At 41.8% G+C, this 14,982-nt stretch carries 11 protein-coding genes; all 11 read left to right on the forward strand.

Annotation, left to right across the window (positions count from 1 at the left end):
- Positions 1-156 precede the first annotated feature (156 nt).
- The 11 genes from AB3G73_RS07010 (at position 157) to AB3G73_RS07060 (ending at position 14,932) form a co-directional block, all read left to right on the forward strand.
- Positions 157-1,755: a HAMP domain-containing sensor histidine kinase gene (locus AB3G73_RS07010; protein ID WP_195650480.1), complete on the forward strand. Its 1,599-nt coding sequence runs from the start codon at positions 157-159 to the stop codon at positions 1,753-1,755.
- A gap of 135 nt (positions 1,756-1,890) precedes the next feature.
- Complete coding sequence (locus AB3G73_RS07015; protein ID WP_367744019.1) at positions 1,891-5,046, forward strand: ATP-binding protein; 3,156 nt, start codon at positions 1,891-1,893, stop codon at positions 5,044-5,046.
- A 216-nt stretch (positions 5,047-5,262) separates the two neighbouring features.
- Positions 5,263-6,564, forward strand: coding sequence for a Na+/H+ antiporter NhaC family protein (locus AB3G73_RS07020; RefSeq protein WP_148367602.1), 1,302 nt, complete (start codon positions 5,263-5,265; stop codon positions 6,562-6,564).
- 106 nt (positions 6,565-6,670) lie between these two features.
- Positions 6,671-7,222 carry a 30S ribosomal protein S16 gene (locus AB3G73_RS07025; protein WP_004325681.1) on the forward strand — a complete coding sequence of 184 codons (552 nt, stop codon included), beginning with the start codon at positions 6,671-6,673 and terminating at the stop codon, positions 7,220-7,222.
- Positions 7,223-7,399: 177 nt separating this feature from the next.
- Positions 7,400-8,395, forward strand: a complete 996-nt coding sequence (locus AB3G73_RS07030) for a GntR family transcriptional regulator (protein WP_367744036.1) — start codon at positions 7,400-7,402, stop codon at positions 8,393-8,395.
- A 67-nt stretch (positions 8,396-8,462) separates the two neighbouring features.
- Positions 8,463-10,238: an L-fucose isomerase gene (gene fucI / locus AB3G73_RS07035; RefSeq protein ID WP_148367599.1), complete on the forward strand. Its 1,776-nt coding sequence runs from the start codon at positions 8,463-8,465 to the stop codon at positions 10,236-10,238.
- A gap of 131 nt (positions 10,239-10,369) precedes the next feature.
- Positions 10,370-11,008 carry a class II aldolase/adducin family protein gene (locus AB3G73_RS07040; protein ID WP_148367598.1) on the forward strand — a complete coding sequence of 213 codons (639 nt, stop codon included), beginning with the start codon at positions 10,370-10,372 and terminating at the stop codon, positions 11,006-11,008.
- 17 nt (positions 11,009-11,025) lie between these two features.
- Complete coding sequence (locus tag AB3G73_RS07045; RefSeq protein WP_148367597.1) at positions 11,026-12,456, forward strand: rhamnulokinase family protein; 1,431 nt, start codon at positions 11,026-11,028, stop codon at positions 12,454-12,456.
- Between the two features lie 6 nt (positions 12,457-12,462).
- Positions 12,463-12,855: an L-rhamnose mutarotase gene (locus AB3G73_RS07050; protein WP_004303848.1), complete on the forward strand. Its 393-nt coding sequence runs from the start codon at positions 12,463-12,465 to the stop codon at positions 12,853-12,855.
- 19 nt (positions 12,856-12,874) lie between these two features.
- The gene (fucP, locus tag AB3G73_RS07055) at positions 12,875-14,185 is read left to right on the forward strand and encodes an L-fucose:H+ symporter permease (RefSeq protein WP_195650485.1); all 1,311 of its coding nucleotides are present in this window, start codon (positions 12,875-12,877) and stop codon (positions 14,183-14,185) included.
- A 189-nt stretch (positions 14,186-14,374) separates the two neighbouring features.
- On the forward strand, positions 14,375-14,932 hold the full coding sequence (locus AB3G73_RS07060) for an RNA polymerase sigma-70 factor (RefSeq protein WP_195650486.1): 558 nt from the start codon (positions 14,375-14,377) through the stop codon (positions 14,930-14,932).
- Positions 14,933-14,982: the final 50 nt, after the last annotated feature.

The following is a 14,982-nucleotide window of genomic DNA, read 5'->3' on the forward strand; positions in this document are numbered from 1 at the left end:
TTCGCACCAAGAAAAAGAAAAACGGAACATTACAAAAATCTGAAACAGCATTCATCATTTTTTTAAAGTCCGTATATTAGCAGCTTGAAGATTTGAAAGAGATAAACAGCATACTCCTTTCGAGTTTAAATAACCAAACAAGATGCCTAAAACAATATGATCAGAGAAAGAGAGAATTACCATGCATTTTTACTTCATTTCTTAGAAAGACTGAATAGCTGTGACTCTATTGAGAAAAAAATCACAGAATCACTTACGGACATTTGCGAATACTATGGTTTTAAAAGAGCATTCATTTATCAAACGGACGGATTTCGCTACTTTTATTTAAAGGAAACAATTGGAAATAACGACAATATCCTGCGCCAGCGTTTTGAAATCAGTGAAATGAGCAATCAACACGTTGCCCACGCAAATGGCAAAAGCAAACCTTTTTATGCCTGCAGAACCCAAAACGCTTCCTGGGATGATGTAGACATCATTGATTTTTATAGAGTCAATTCTTTGCTGATCCGGCAAATTCAAGACTCCGAAGGAAAAATCATCGGATTCATCGGATTTGCAGACAGGGAGCATGCAATATCTTTCACCGATGAGGAACTGCAAATAATTCATCTCATTTTAGGATCACTCTCCAAGGAAATAGCAGTGCGTGAATATAAAGAAAGGGAAGTACGGGCAAGCAAGACTTTAAGTAGTATCATGAACAACATGGGAGTTGACATCTATGTAAACTCTTTCGACTCTCATGATATGCTATATGCCAATGAATCCATGGCTGCTCCATACGGAGGAATTGAACATTTTGAAGGAAAAAAATGCTGGCAGGCTCTATATAAAGATAAAACCGGAGAATGTGAGTTTTGCCCGAAGAAACATTTGATAGATGAAAACGGGTTGCCAACTAAAGTTTACTCCTGGGATTATCAACGTCCATTTGACAAATGTTGGTTTCGTGTATTCAGTGCCGCATTTGACTGGATAGACGGACAGATGGCACACGTAATCACCAGTGTCGATATTAACCATCAAAAAACAATAGAGGAAGAACTAAGAATAGCCAAAGAAAAAGCGGAAAACCTGGATCGTTTAAAATCGGCCTTTCTTGCCAATATGAGTCATGAAATCCGCACTCCGTTAAATGCGATTGTCGGCTTTGCCAGTTTACTGGTCGAATCGGATGACAAAAAGGACCGCCAGGATTATGTCGATATCATGCAGGAAAACACAGAACTTCTCTTACAACTGATATCCGATATTCTCGATTTATCCAAAATAGAGGCCGGAACACTCGACTTCACCATGGATCATCTGGACATCAAGAGCTTCTGTGAAGATATAATGCGCAATTATGATATAAAAGAAGATAAGCCCGTCCCCGTTTTGCTGACTCCGGACTTACCTCAATATTATATTTATACAGATAAAAAGCGTTTAATGCAGGTAATCACCAATTTCATAAATAACGCTCTCAAATTTACCAAAGAAGGCCAAATTCTCCTTGAATATCATCATAAAAAAGAAACAGATGAAATAGAGTTCTCCGTCACAGATACGGGTATGGGGATTGCTCCGGATAAAGCAAGTCGGGTCTTCGAACGTTTTGTAAAACTCAATTCTTTTTCAAAAGGCACAGGGTTAGGCCTGTCTATTTGCAGAAGTATTATCGAGCACCTCGGGGGGACTATCGGTGTTGAATCCAAGTTAGGGACCGGTTCCCGTTTCTGGTTCACGCACCCTTATAAAGTCAAATAAGAAGCCCGTCTAAAAAGCGTATAAATTTCTCTCTTTTATTTACTTTTCATGACCAAAGTTTAGTTTAATCCATTTATTATTAATACCTTTGTAATCACATAAACTTAATAAACCATCAAAAAACATTAAAATTTAATGACAACACACAATCAAATAAAAGCAAATACCTCTTATCTTATAAAACTTTTTTTGTCGTTCTGTTTATTGTTTTCTTTCACCACTCCGAGTCTAGCTCAAAAAGATTCAGTAAACTCTTCCAATTATCTTCTAATTATTAATTCATATACAGAAGCAGCTCCCTGGAGTTTTAGAATGATTTCCGCGATAACCGAATACACTCAAACTCTTCCTCAACTAGCACTCTATACCGAACATATGAATATGCTAATGATGGATGCAGACTCTACTTTAAAAGAGTTCAAACAAACGATCCTGGAAAAATACAGACAACATTCTCCACGAATGCTGATATTGATAGGAAATTCCAGTATGATATTACGGGATGACTTCAGGAAGATGTGGGGGAATGTTCCGATTATACTATGCGCCGAAGAAGATTATATCGGACCGAAAGAGTTTTATCTCCAAAAGAAACCGATTGACGTAACTGCAAGAATCCCAATAGCGGACCTAGCCAAACCTTATAATCTAACTTTCTTACATTCTAATTTCTATATTAAAGAGAATATAGAACTAATTTGCCGAATGACTCCCCATATAAAGAATTTCATATTTATCGGTGATGAACGGCAAAACAACCAGACTTACAACACAGTTATTGAGCAAGAATTAGCAAAGGATCATCCGGATATCAATTATCAATTCATATCTCCTCGAAGGATGCGGATTAACCATTTGTTAGACACTCTTTATTCTATTGACCCCCAAATAACAGGAATACTCTTTTCTTCCTGGTTCTACAAACACACATTTGCCGGTAACACTTCGTTGGTTATAAATTCTCACCGGCTAATCCCCACAACATCCGCTCCTTTATTCAGTCTTGGCATGTTGACAATCAAAGACAATACAGGAGGAACGATAGGAGGATACGTCTACGACCAAGATACATACAACAAAAAAATAGTAGAAACAATCCAAGCAATATTAGATGGGAAACAAGCAGCCGAAATTCCTTTTTACGAACCTTCGAATGCCGCCCCTACAATCAATTACAGTGTATTGCTCCGTAAAGGATTATCACCGAATCTATGTCCTTCCAACACAATTTTCTTTAACAAGCCACCTACTTTTTGGGAACAATACGGATATTTCATTTTAGGATCAGTCGTTTGTTTCATACTGCTTGCTCTACTCTTTCAATACCGTATCAATCATCTGAATAAATTAAAGAAGTTACAACAGAAAGAGATTGACACGATGACTTCCTACAAGAATCTGATTAACAATATGCCTATACTTTATATGCAAGAAGAGTTAATTATGAACGAAGAAGGCACGCCAATAGAATTAATATATCGGAATGTAAACTCTCACTTTGAAAAAAACTTCTTCCGCAAAGAAGACGTAATAGGCAAAAAGGCCAGTGAGTTATTCCCTGAATCCATGCCAGAGTTTCTGCATTTCACCAAAATATCACTTACTGAAAACAAAGCCATCACTTTCCCATATTACTTTAAACAGATAGATGCATTCTATGATATAGTCCTGAAAGGTACTCACCACAATAACATTGTCGATATTTTCTGTCTGGACAGTACAGAACTATACAAAGCCCAACAAAAATTGAGTGCTACCAACAACAAGCTTGCAATGGCACTGGACGTAGCCAATATTGTGCCCTGGAAATGGGATTTATTAAGCAAAACTATACTTTGCGACATCAACAAACCCATCGAACTCAGTACAAATGAAAAAGATATAAGTGAAGAACAATTAGCAGTACCCGACTCTCAATATTTCTCTAAAATATTCAAAGAAGACCGCAAACGTGTAGAAAAAGCCTACGAAGATCTGCTAAAAGGACGTTCGGATAAGGTTAGGGAAGAATATCGGGTAGTCAACATACAGAATCACATCCATCGAATAGAATGGGTAGAAGCGCAAGCTGCTGTAGAGACTCGTGATAAAAACGGAAAGCCACTGTCTCTGGTCGGCTCCTCTTTAATCATCACCAAACGAAAAAAGATGGAAATGGAATTGATGACAGCCAGAGACCGGGCAGAAGAATCCAATCGTCTCAAATCAGCTTTCCTCGCAAACATGAGTCATGAAATCCGTACTCCTCTCAATGCTATTGTCGGTTTCTCCAGTATATTAGCATCAACAGACGAAAAAGAAGAAAAGCAGGAGTATGTGAGCATCATTGAAAATAATAACACGCTGTTATTACAATTAATCAGCGATATTCTGGATTTATCAAAGATTGAAGCCGGAACATTGGAATTTCAGTATTCCAACATTGATTTGAATAAGGTGATGAATGAGTTAACAAGCTCATTACAGCTAAAAATTAAATCGGATAAAGTACAGCTAAGCTGTCATCCGACAATGGAAACCTGCTTTATCCATACTGAAAAGAACCGTCTATCGCAGTTACTCATCAATTTGATAAGCAATGCTATCAAATTTACAACCGAGGGGTATATTCGTTTTGGCTATGAACTTCGCGACAAAGAAATTTATTTTTATGTCAGCGATACAGGTTGCGGTATACCCAAAGACAAACAGAAGAGCATTTTCGGACGTTTTGTCAAACTAAACAGCTTTGAACAAGGTACAGGGTTAGGACTTTCTATTTGCCAGACATTAGTAGAGCACATGGGAGGATCTATCGGAGTAAATTCGGAAGAAGGAAAAGGTTCCACATTCTGGTTTACACTACCATATAAAGCCGCAGTGGCTGTAGATGAAGACACTGCAAAGACAGAGCTCCAACCAATAACCATAGAGAAAAACAAACTTAGCATTCTGATTGCAGAAGATAATGACAGCAACTACAAATTATTTGCATCCATATTAAAGGGAGAATATCAATTGATTCATGCTTGGGATGGACAAGAAGCAGTAGAAATGTTCAATAAGTATAATCCGCAAATCATACTAATGGACATCAATATGCCTGTTATGGACGGCTACGAAGCAACCAAAGAAATCCGGAAATACTCGGCTAAAGTGCCAATTATTGCCATTACCGCCTTTGCCTATGCTTCAGATGAGCAGAAGGTGATAGAAAGTGGGTTCGACGGTTATATGCCTAAGCCTATTAATGCACAACAGTTAAAAGCCCAATTAATAGACATCGTACAAAAGCGCATCATCTTACTGTAAAAGAAATATATCATCTCCTATTTTATTTAAGACCGTGAAAACCATGAAATAGGAGATGATATATTCAAGCCACTCTCTTTAGAAACAATAACATATTCGGGCTTGTTATAAATATGTTACTTTAGCTATTCTTTTTTGCCACTTCCTGCGAAAAACACTACTTTTGCACCGCTATTTCAAATATTTAGAATAAAATAAATACCACAACGTCCATTTATGACTGAAGAAAAAATACATAAAAACCGTCCCGGAAACTGGTGGGCATTGAGTCCGTTACTCGTATTCCTCTGCCTCTATCTGGTGACGTCCATCCTCGTCAACGACTTTTATAAAGTGCCTATCACTGTGGCCTTTCTCGTCTCTTCTTGTTATGCCATCGCCATTACCCCCGGCTTGAAACTGGACCAGCGTATCTACCAATTCTCAGTAGGAGCTGCCAATAAGAACATCCTCCTGATGATATGGATATTCATTCTTGCCGGAGCTTTTGCACAAAGCGCCAAGCAAATGGGCGCAATCGATGCCACCGTCAATCTGACACTACATATTCTCCCGGATAATCTGCTGCTGGCCGGCATCTTTATTGCTGCCTGTTTCATCTCTTTATCCATCGGAACCAGCGTGGGAACTATTGTCGCCCTCACTCCCGTTGCTGTAGGACTGGCAGAAAAGACGGAGATAGCACTCCCTTTTATGGTGGCTGTCGTAGTCGGTGGTTCTTTTTTCGGAGATAATCTGTCGTTTATTTCAGACACCACCATTGCCTCTACCAAAACCCAGGAATGTGTAATGCGCGACAAATTCCGGGTAAACTCGATGATAGTGGTACCGGCAGCCATCATCGTGCTGGGTATTTATATATTCCAAGGATTGTCCATTACCGCTCCCACTCAAACACAAACCATTGAATGGCTCAAAGTGATACCTTATATAATAGTATTAGGAACAGCCATTGCCGGAATTAATGTAATGCTCGTACTTATAATAGGTATATTGACTACTGGTATCATCGGCATCGCTACCAGTAGCTTCGGTATATTCGACTGGTTTGGCGCCATGGGGACAGGAATTACAGGCATGGGAGAATTGATTATCATCACTCTGCTGGCCGGAGGTATGCTCGAAACCATCCGTTATAACGGTGGTATTGATTTCATCATCCGGAAACTCACCCGCCATGTCAATGGCAAGAGGGGTGCCGAACTAAGCATTGCCGCCCTGGTGAGCATTGCCAATTTATGCACTGCCAACAACACGATTGCCATTATCACAACCGGACCGATTGCCAAAGATATTGCCATAAAATTCCATCTCGACCGGAGAAAAACAGCCAGTATCCTCGATACTTTCTCCTGCCTGATACAAGGAATTATCCCTTATGGAGCACAGATGCTGATTGCAGCAGGACTTGCCAGCATCTCCCCTATCAGTATCATCGGCAATCTCTATTATCCATTTACAATGGGAGCATGCGCCCTGCTCGCAATCTTGTTCCGCTATCCGAAACGGTATTCGTAAAAAAGAGGCGAAATGTTTGTCAATCAAAAGAAAAGCCGTATCTTTGTGCCCGCTATTACGAGATAATAGCATAATTCAAATCAATCATTAAAAACAATTATTAAAAATGGCAACTAGAATCAGATTGCAGAGACACGGACGTAAAAGTTACGCGTTCTATTCAATTGTAATTGCAGACAGCAGAGCACCACGTGATGGTAAATTTATTGAGAAGATTGGTACTTACAACCCAAATACCAATCCTGCTACAGTAGATTTGAATTTCGACGCTGCATTGGCATGGGTACTGAAAGGTGCACAACCAAGTGACACTGTACGTAACATCCTTTCTCGTGAAGGAGTTTACATGAAGAAACATCTTCTGGGCGGTGTAGCAAAAGGCGCATTCGGAGAAGCAGAAGCTGAAGCTAAATTCGAAGCTTGGAAAAACAACAAACAGTCAGGTTTGGCTACTTTGAAAGCTAAACAGGACGAGGCTAAGAAAGCGGAAGCGAAAGCACGTCTGGAAGCAGAAAAGAAAATCAACGAAGTGAAAGCAAAAGCACTCGCTGAAAAGAAAGCTGCTGAAGCTGCTGAAAAGGCTGCTGCTGAAGCACCTGCAGAAGAAGCTGCAGCTCCGGCTGAAGAAGCTCCTGCAACAGAAGCTGCTGCTGAATAAATTTCAGCAGATTCCGAATAAGAAATTAGGAAAAAGCTATAATCCTCTCCGGTTCGCCGGAGGGGATTTTTTTATTACTTTATGCTATAAAACATAGCAAATAATTATTCTCTTTCAGAATAAAATGTCTTTCTTTGCATCAGCATAGTTCAGCACAGTATTACTTATTTTTACAGCATGAAACGAACTGATAAAAAGGCAACATTCGGACAACAGTCGAGCAAGGTTACGCAACTAGCGGACGCACTTAGCCAGGCAATCTCCAGGAAAGAATTTCTTGAAGGAGATTCTTTGCCTTCCATCAATCAGTTGAGTGCTCAATACGGAGTATCACGCGACACCGTTTTCAAAGCTTTCCTTGATTTACGCGAACGAGGGTTGATCGACTCCACTCCCGGAAAAGGATATTACGTAACGAGCCAGGTGACCAATGTTTTATTACTGCTCGACCAATACACTCCTTTCAAAGAAGCATTATACAATAGTTTCGTCAAGCATCTGCCTATTAATTATAAGGTAGATTTATTGTTTCATCAATACAACGAACGGTTATTTAACACCATCATCCGGGAATCCATAGGAAAATACAACAAATACATCGTGATGAATTTCGATAACGAGAAATTCAGCACAGCTCTCAATAAAATTAATCCCACCAAATTGCTACTTCTTGATTTCGGCAAGTTCGAAAAAGAGAAGTATTCATATATCTGTCAAGATTTCGACGAATCTTTCTATCAGGCATTGCATTTGCTCAGGGAAAGGCTGAAAAACTATCACCAACTTGTTTTTCTGTTTCCGAAAAGCCTGAAGCACCCTCAAAGCAGCAAGGAATATTTCACCCGTTTCTGTCAGGAAGAGGGATTCCTCTGTGAGGTTCAGGAGGACATCGAGAATCTGACAATATGCAAGGGAGTTGCCTACATTGCTATCAAGCAACAAGATGTGGTAAAGGTAGTGAAACAAGGCAGATTGGAAGGGCTGAAATGCGGAAAAGATTTCGGCTTGTTGGCATACAATGATATTCCTTCTTACGAAGTGATTGACGAAGGAATAACCTCATTGAGTATTGACTGGGAAATGATGGGAAACGAAGCTGCTAATTTCGTTCTTAATAATGTAACGGTACAAAAGTTCTTGCCGACAGAAGTAAGACTTCGAAAGTCGCTTTAATTTTTTTTGCAATATAATCAGCACAGTTCAGCACAGATATTAATTAATCCTTTAATAGATAGAAACCATGAAAAAGTATCCGAAAATCGGGATTCGTCCCACAATCGACGGTCGCCAAGGTGGCGTTCGCGAAAGTCTTGAAGAAAAAACAATGAATCTGGCAAAGGCAGTAGCCGAATTAATCAGCAGTAATCTGAAAAACGGCGACGGCAGCCCGGTAGAATGTGTTATTGCCGATAGCACTATCGGACGCGTAGCCGAAAGTGCCGCCTGTGCGGAAAAGTTTGAAAGAGAAGGAGTAGGCTCTACCATTACCGTCACTTCCTGCTGGTGCTATGGTGCGGAAACAATGGACATGAATCCTCATTATCCGAAAGCTGTTTGGGGATTTAACGGTACAGAACGTCCGGGAGCTGTATATTTGGCAGCGGTATTGGCAGGACATGCACAAAAAGGACTTCCTGCATTCGGTATCTACGGACGTGATGTTCAGGATCTGGACGATAATACAATCCCTGAAGATGTATCGGAAAAGATTCTTCGTTTTGCACGCGCTGCACAGGCAGTAGCTACCATGAGAGGCAAATCTTACCTGTCAATGGGTAGTGTATCCATGGGTATCGCCGGTTCTATCGTCAATCCTGATTTCTTCCAGGAATATCTGGGAATGCGCAATGAATCAATAGACCTCACAGAAATCATCCGCCGGATGGATGAAGGTATCTATGACCACGAAGAATACGCCAAAGCAATGGAGTGGACTGAAAAACATTGCAAGACCAACGAAGGTGAAGACTTCAAGAACCGTCCTGAAAAGCGTAAAACCCGTGAGCAGAAAGATGCAGACTGGGAGTTCATCGTAAAAATGACAATTATCATGCGCGACCTGATGACCGGAAATCCCAAACTGAAAGAAATGGGATTCAAGGAAGAAGCTTTGGGACACAATGCCATTGCAGCCGGTTTCCAAGGACAACGCCAATGGACAGACTTTTATCCTAACGGTGACTATCCGGAAGCTTTACTCAATACTTCTTTCGACTGGAACGGCATCCGTGAAGCATTTGTGGTAGCTACCGAAAATGACGCTTGCAACGGTGTAGCCATGCTGTTCGGACATCTGCTGACCAACCGTGCACAAATATTCTCCGACGTACGTACATACTGGAGTCCTGAAGCTGTAAAACGTGTAACCGGCAAAGAATTGAGTGGTCTGGCAGCCAATGGTATCATCCACCTTATCAATTCAGGTGCAACAACTCTCGACGGTTCCGGCCAATCAGTAGACGCAGAAGGTAATCCGGTTATGAAAGAACCCTGGAACCTGACGGACGCTGATGTAGAGAACTGTCTCAAAGCAACAACCTGGTATCCGGCAGACCGTGATTACTTCCGTGGTGGTGGTTTCTCGTCCAACTTCCTGTCAAAAGGTGGAATGCCTGTAACCATGATGCGTCTGAACCTGATTAAAGGCTTAGGCCCTGTCCTGCAAATTGCAGAAGGATGGACAGTTGAAATCGATCCGGAAATCCATCAGAAACTCAATATGCGTACAGACCCGACATGGCCTACCACTTGGTTTGTACCCCGCCTGTGCGATAAACCGGCTTTCAAAGATGTATATTCAGTTATGAATAACTGGGGAGCCAATCATGGAGCCATCAGCTACGGCCATATCGGTCAAGACTTAATCACGCTTGCTTCCATGCTCCGCATCCCGGTATGTATGCATAATGTGGAAGAAGACCGGATGTTCCGCCCGGCCGCTTGGAATGCCTTCGGCATGGACAAAGAAGGAGCAGACTACAGAGCTTGTGCAACTTACGGCCCGATCTATAAATAAACAAGTTTTTTTCGTCCTGTATAAATAAATATTTTAACTTTGCCGTTCGTAGGGGGCGGGCTACCTTCTTCTGGTATACCCAATAAATATCGGAACAGCCTCTCCCCTACAACGACTTAAATAAGAACACTATGATTACTAACGAACATATTGAACAATTCATTGCACAAGCACACCGTTACGGGGATGCAAAATTAATGCTTTGCAGCAGCGGTAACCTTTCTTGGAGAATCGGTGAAGAAGCATTGATTTCCGGTACGGGTTCTTGGGTTCCCACACTTGGCAAAGAAAAAGTTTCGATCTGCAATATTGCCAGCGGCACTCCTTCCAATGGCGTAAAACCTTCTATGGAAAGCACATTCCATTTAGGTATTCTCCGCGAACGTCCGGACGTCAATGTCGTTCTCCATTTCCAATCGGAATATGCCACTGCTGTCTCCTGCATGAAAAACAAGCCGGCAAACTTCAACGTAACAGCAGAAATTCCTTGCCATGTAGGTTCGGAAATACCGGTGATTCCATATTATCGTCCCGGCTCACCGGAACTGGCGAAAGCCGTAGTAGAAGCCATGCAAAAGCATAACTCGGTTTTACTGACTAACCACGGGCAAGTGGTATGCGGAAAAGATTTCGATCAAGTATACGAACGGGCTACCTTCTTCGAAATGGCTTGCCGCATCATCGTTCAATCCGGTGGTGATTATTCTGTGCTCACACCGGCAGAAATTGAAGATTTGGAAATTTACGTATTAGGAAAGAAAAGCAACTAGCATCCGGGCACATTACCATGAAAGATACCATCAAACACACTTATTTAGCAGCAGACTTCGGAGGCGGCAGCGGACGGATCATCGCCGGCTTCCTTTTCAACGGTAAGTTGGAATTGGAAGAGGTATACCGCTTCTCCAACCGGCAGGTCAAACTTGGCAATCATGTTTACTGGGACTTCCCGTCTCTATTCGAAGATATGAAAACCGGACTAAAACTGGCTGCACAAAAAGGATATGCCGTAAGAGGTATTGGTATTGATACTTGGGGAGTGGATTTCGGACTGATTGACAAGCATGGAAACCTGTTAGGAAATCCTGTCTGTTACCGGGATGCGAGAACAGAGGGAATGCCGGCAGAAGTATTCAAGTTTATAGATGAACACCGACATTATGCCGAGACCGGTATCCAGGTGATGCCTATCAATACACTGTTTCAACTTTACAGCATGAAACAGAATCAAGATATACAGTTGGAAGTCGCCCGGCAACTTCTATTCATGCCCGATCTCTTCAGTTACTTCCTGACAGGAGTAGCCAATAATGAATATTGCATCGCTTCCACCTCCGAATTACTGGACGCCAAATCACGGAACTGGTCACTCAATACCATACACGCCTTAGGTCTTCCCGAACATCTGTTCGGCGAGATTATTCTTCCCGGAACAATCAGGGGCACACTAAAAGAGGATATCGCACGCGAAACCGGACTGGGTGCCGTAGACGTTATTGCCGTAGGTTCACACGATACAGCCAGTGCCGTAGCCGCAGTTCCTGCCACAGAAAGCCCCATCGCTTTCCTTAGTTCCGGCACTTGGTCGCTACTGGGAGTTGAAGTGGACGAACCTATACTGACGGAAGAAGCAAGAAAAGCTCAATTCACCAATGAAGGAGGTGTTGACGGCAAGATCCGTTTCCTCCAGAATATAACAGGATTATGGATTCTGCAACGCTTGATGAATGAGTGGAAAGTATGTGGTGAGGAACAAGATTATAATATAATCATCCCGCAGGCTGCCAAAGCCAAGATTGATACAATCATCCCTGTAGACGACGCCACATTCATGAATCCGGAAAATATGGAAAACGCGCTTATTCATTATTGCCGGAGTCATGCTTTGCAAGTTCCCCAAAGCAAAGCAGAGACTGTACGATGTGTACTCCAGTCATTAGCTTTCAAATATCGTCAGGCTGTGGAACAGCTCAACCGTTGTCTCCCCGCTCCGATCCGTCAGTTAAATATCATCGGCGGAGGGTCACAAAATAAGTTACTCAACCAACTGACAGCTGACGAACTCGGCATTCCTGTTTATGCAGGTCCGGTGGAAGCTACTGCAATGGGAAACATTCTGACGCAGGCAATGGCTAAAGGAGAAATTGCCGATCTTCGTGAATTGCGAGAAATTGTCACTCGCAGCGTTACACCACAAGTATATTACCCTAAAAAATAAAAGTATATGGAAACATCCAAAACCGGTTATCAGGTTCAATCTTATGACGTTCCCGTCAAACGATATTGCCAAACCCTTGATTTACGCAATTCTCCGGAACTAATCGCCGAATATCGGAAAAGACATAGCCAAGCGGAAGCATGGCCGGAAATCCTTGCCGGTATCCGGGAAGTTGGCATCCTGGAAATGGAAATTTATATTCTGGGAACACGACTGTTTATGATTGTCGAAACTCCCCTTGATTTTGACTGGGACACAGCTATGGAACGCCTGAACACCCTTCCCCGCCAACAGGAGTGGGAAGAATATATGGCTATCTTCCAACAAGCCGCACCCGGAATGAGTTCCGCAGAGAAATGGAAACCGATGGAAAGAATGTTCCATTTGTATAATACTTAAAAAAATACCAGAAACAACCATGAAACACACCAAGCAGTCCATCCTTTCGAAAGATGGCATCAGTTATCTTATACCTTTTATTCTCATTACCTCCTGTTTTGCGTTATGGGGATTTGCCAATGACATTACCAATCCGATGGTAAAGGCATTCTCTAAAATCTTCCGGATGAGTGCCACCGATGGAGCATTGGTACAAGTTGCCTTCTATGGAGGGTACTTTGCAATGGCTTTTCCGGCTGCCATCTTCATCCGCAAATATTCCTACAAAGCAGGTGTTTTGTTAGGACTGGGTATGTATGCTTTCGGAGCATTCTTATTCTTCCCCGCCAAAATGACGGGTGAGTATTATCCGTTTCTGATTGCTTATTTCATTCTGACCTGCGGATTGTCTTTCCTCGAAACAAGCTGTAATCCGTATATCCTTTCCATGGGAACGGAAGAAACGGCTACCCGGCGTTTGAATCTTGCACAGTCTTTCAACCCGATGGGGTCGCTTCTCGGAATGTATGTAGCCATGCAGTTCATTCAAGCGAAATTGCATCCGATGTGTACCGAAGACCGCGCATTGCTTAACGACAGCGAATTTCAGGCGATCAAAGAGAGTGACCTTAGTGTCCTGATCGCTCCTTATCTCATCATCGGACTGGTTATCGTAGCGATGCTGCTATTGATACGATTCGTCAAAATGCCTAAAAACGGAGATCAGAATCACAAAATAGACTTCTTCCCTACACTCAAACGCATTTTCAAGGAAACACGTTATCGTGAAGGTGTGATAGCCCAGTTCTTTTATGTGGGAGCACAAATCATGTGCTGGACGTTCATCATTCAGTATGGAACACGACTGTTTATGTCACAAGGCATGGACGAAAAAAGTGCAGAAGTGTTATCACAACAATATAATATCGTGGCAATGGTTATTTTTTGTATCAGCCGCTTTATCTGTACCTTTATCCTGCGCTATCTCAATGCCGGAAAGTTACTGATGATTCTTGCTATCTTCGGAGGTATTTTTACATTAGGTACCATCTTCCTGCAGAATATCCTCGGTTTATATTGCCTTGTGGCAGTTTCAGCATGCATGTCGTTGATGTTCCCCACCATTTATGGCATCGCACTGAAAGGCATGGGAGACGACGCCAAGTTCGGAGCCGCCGGTCTCATCATGGCTATTCTGGGTGGTTCCATTCTCCCTCCGCTACAAGCAAGCATTATTGATCTGAAAGAAGTCGGCTGGTTGCCCGCTGTCAACGCTTCATTCGTTCTTCCGTTTATTTGCTTCCTTGTAATTATCGGCTATGGCTACCGTACAGTGAAAAGAAACTGGTAAAATACAGACTAAAAAATAGTGACGCTATCCCGATAAGATACCGTCACTATCCAACACTTATAGTGACACCATCCCACCCGGATAGCGTCACTATTTTATTTTCTTTTTTTATAAAGAATTCTTTTTTTCTTCGTATCTTAATTTATTTGTTTAAATTTGTCAATCAATTTCCAACAATTTGTTAATTCGATGACCGAAAGCCGAGATGACATACTCCTAGCACACGAATTTGAGACGATATTTACCGGATATTATTCAGCGGTGAAATATTTCGCCTTCATGCTACTAAAATCCGAAGCGGATGCGGAAGACATCACCCAAGATGTTTTCACCAAATTATGGACGCAACCTCAAATATGGTCGGATCGGGATAGCACAGAGATATCCAATTATATCTTTGCCATGACCAAACACATCACTATCAACTTCATCAAACATAAAAGAATAGTAGAAGAATATCAGGAAAGCGTGATCGAAAAAAGCCTCATCGAAGAACTTTTCCAAACAGATAACACACTCGAACCTATCTATTATAAAGAAGCAGAGCTATTGGTACGTCTGGTTCTGAGCCGTCTTCCGGAACGTCGTAGAGAAATCTTCGTACTAAGCCGTCTTAGAAATATGAGCAATCAAGAGATTGCCGAAAAACTGAATATTTCCGTCCGCACAGTAGAACATCAAATCTACCGAACCATGCTGGAATTAAAAAAGATTATTTTTATTGCATTTTTTTTCTATTTCGTGTAAGTAGTTCATCCGCTTCAAGTGTGCTATTTATATAACACCAATAATAAATA

The sequence above is a fragment of the Bacteroides sp. L008 genome (genome assembly GCF_040812255.1).
Classification (GTDB): Bacteria; Bacteroidota; Bacteroidia; order Bacteroidales; family Bacteroidaceae; genus Bacteroides; species Bacteroides vicugnae.

Bases quoted from the DNA above. Each gene is read 5' to 3' on its own strand.
- AB3G73_RS07010 (WP_195650480.1), top strand. From the start codon at position 157: ATGATCAGAGAAAGAGAGAATTACCATGCATTTTTACTTCATTTCTTA.
- AB3G73_RS07015 (WP_367744019.1), top strand. From the start codon at position 1,891: ATGACAACACACAATCAAATAAAAGCAAATACCTCTTATCTTATAAAA.
- AB3G73_RS07020 (WP_148367602.1), top strand. From the start codon at position 5,263: ATGACTGAAGAAAAAATACATAAAAACCGTCCCGGAAACTGGTGGGCA.
- AB3G73_RS07025 (WP_004325681.1), top strand. From the start codon at position 6,671: ATGGCAACTAGAATCAGATTGCAGAGACACGGACGTAAAAGTTACGCG.
- AB3G73_RS07030 (WP_367744036.1), top strand. From the start codon at position 7,400: ATGAAACGAACTGATAAAAAGGCAACATTCGGACAACAGTCGAGCAAG.
- fucI (WP_148367599.1), top strand. From the start codon at position 8,463: ATGAAAAAGTATCCGAAAATCGGGATTCGTCCCACAATCGACGGTCGC.
- AB3G73_RS07040 (WP_148367598.1), top strand. From the start codon at position 10,370: ATGATTACTAACGAACATATTGAACAATTCATTGCACAAGCACACCGT.
- AB3G73_RS07045 (WP_148367597.1), top strand. From the start codon at position 11,026: ATGAAAGATACCATCAAACACACTTATTTAGCAGCAGACTTCGGAGGC.
- AB3G73_RS07050 (WP_004303848.1), top strand. From the start codon at position 12,463: ATGGAAACATCCAAAACCGGTTATCAGGTTCAATCTTATGACGTTCCC.
- fucP (WP_195650485.1), top strand. From the start codon at position 12,875: ATGAAACACACCAAGCAGTCCATCCTTTCGAAAGATGGCATCAGTTAT.
- AB3G73_RS07060 (WP_195650486.1), top strand. From the start codon at position 14,375: ATGACCGAAAGCCGAGATGACATACTCCTAGCACACGAATTTGAGACG.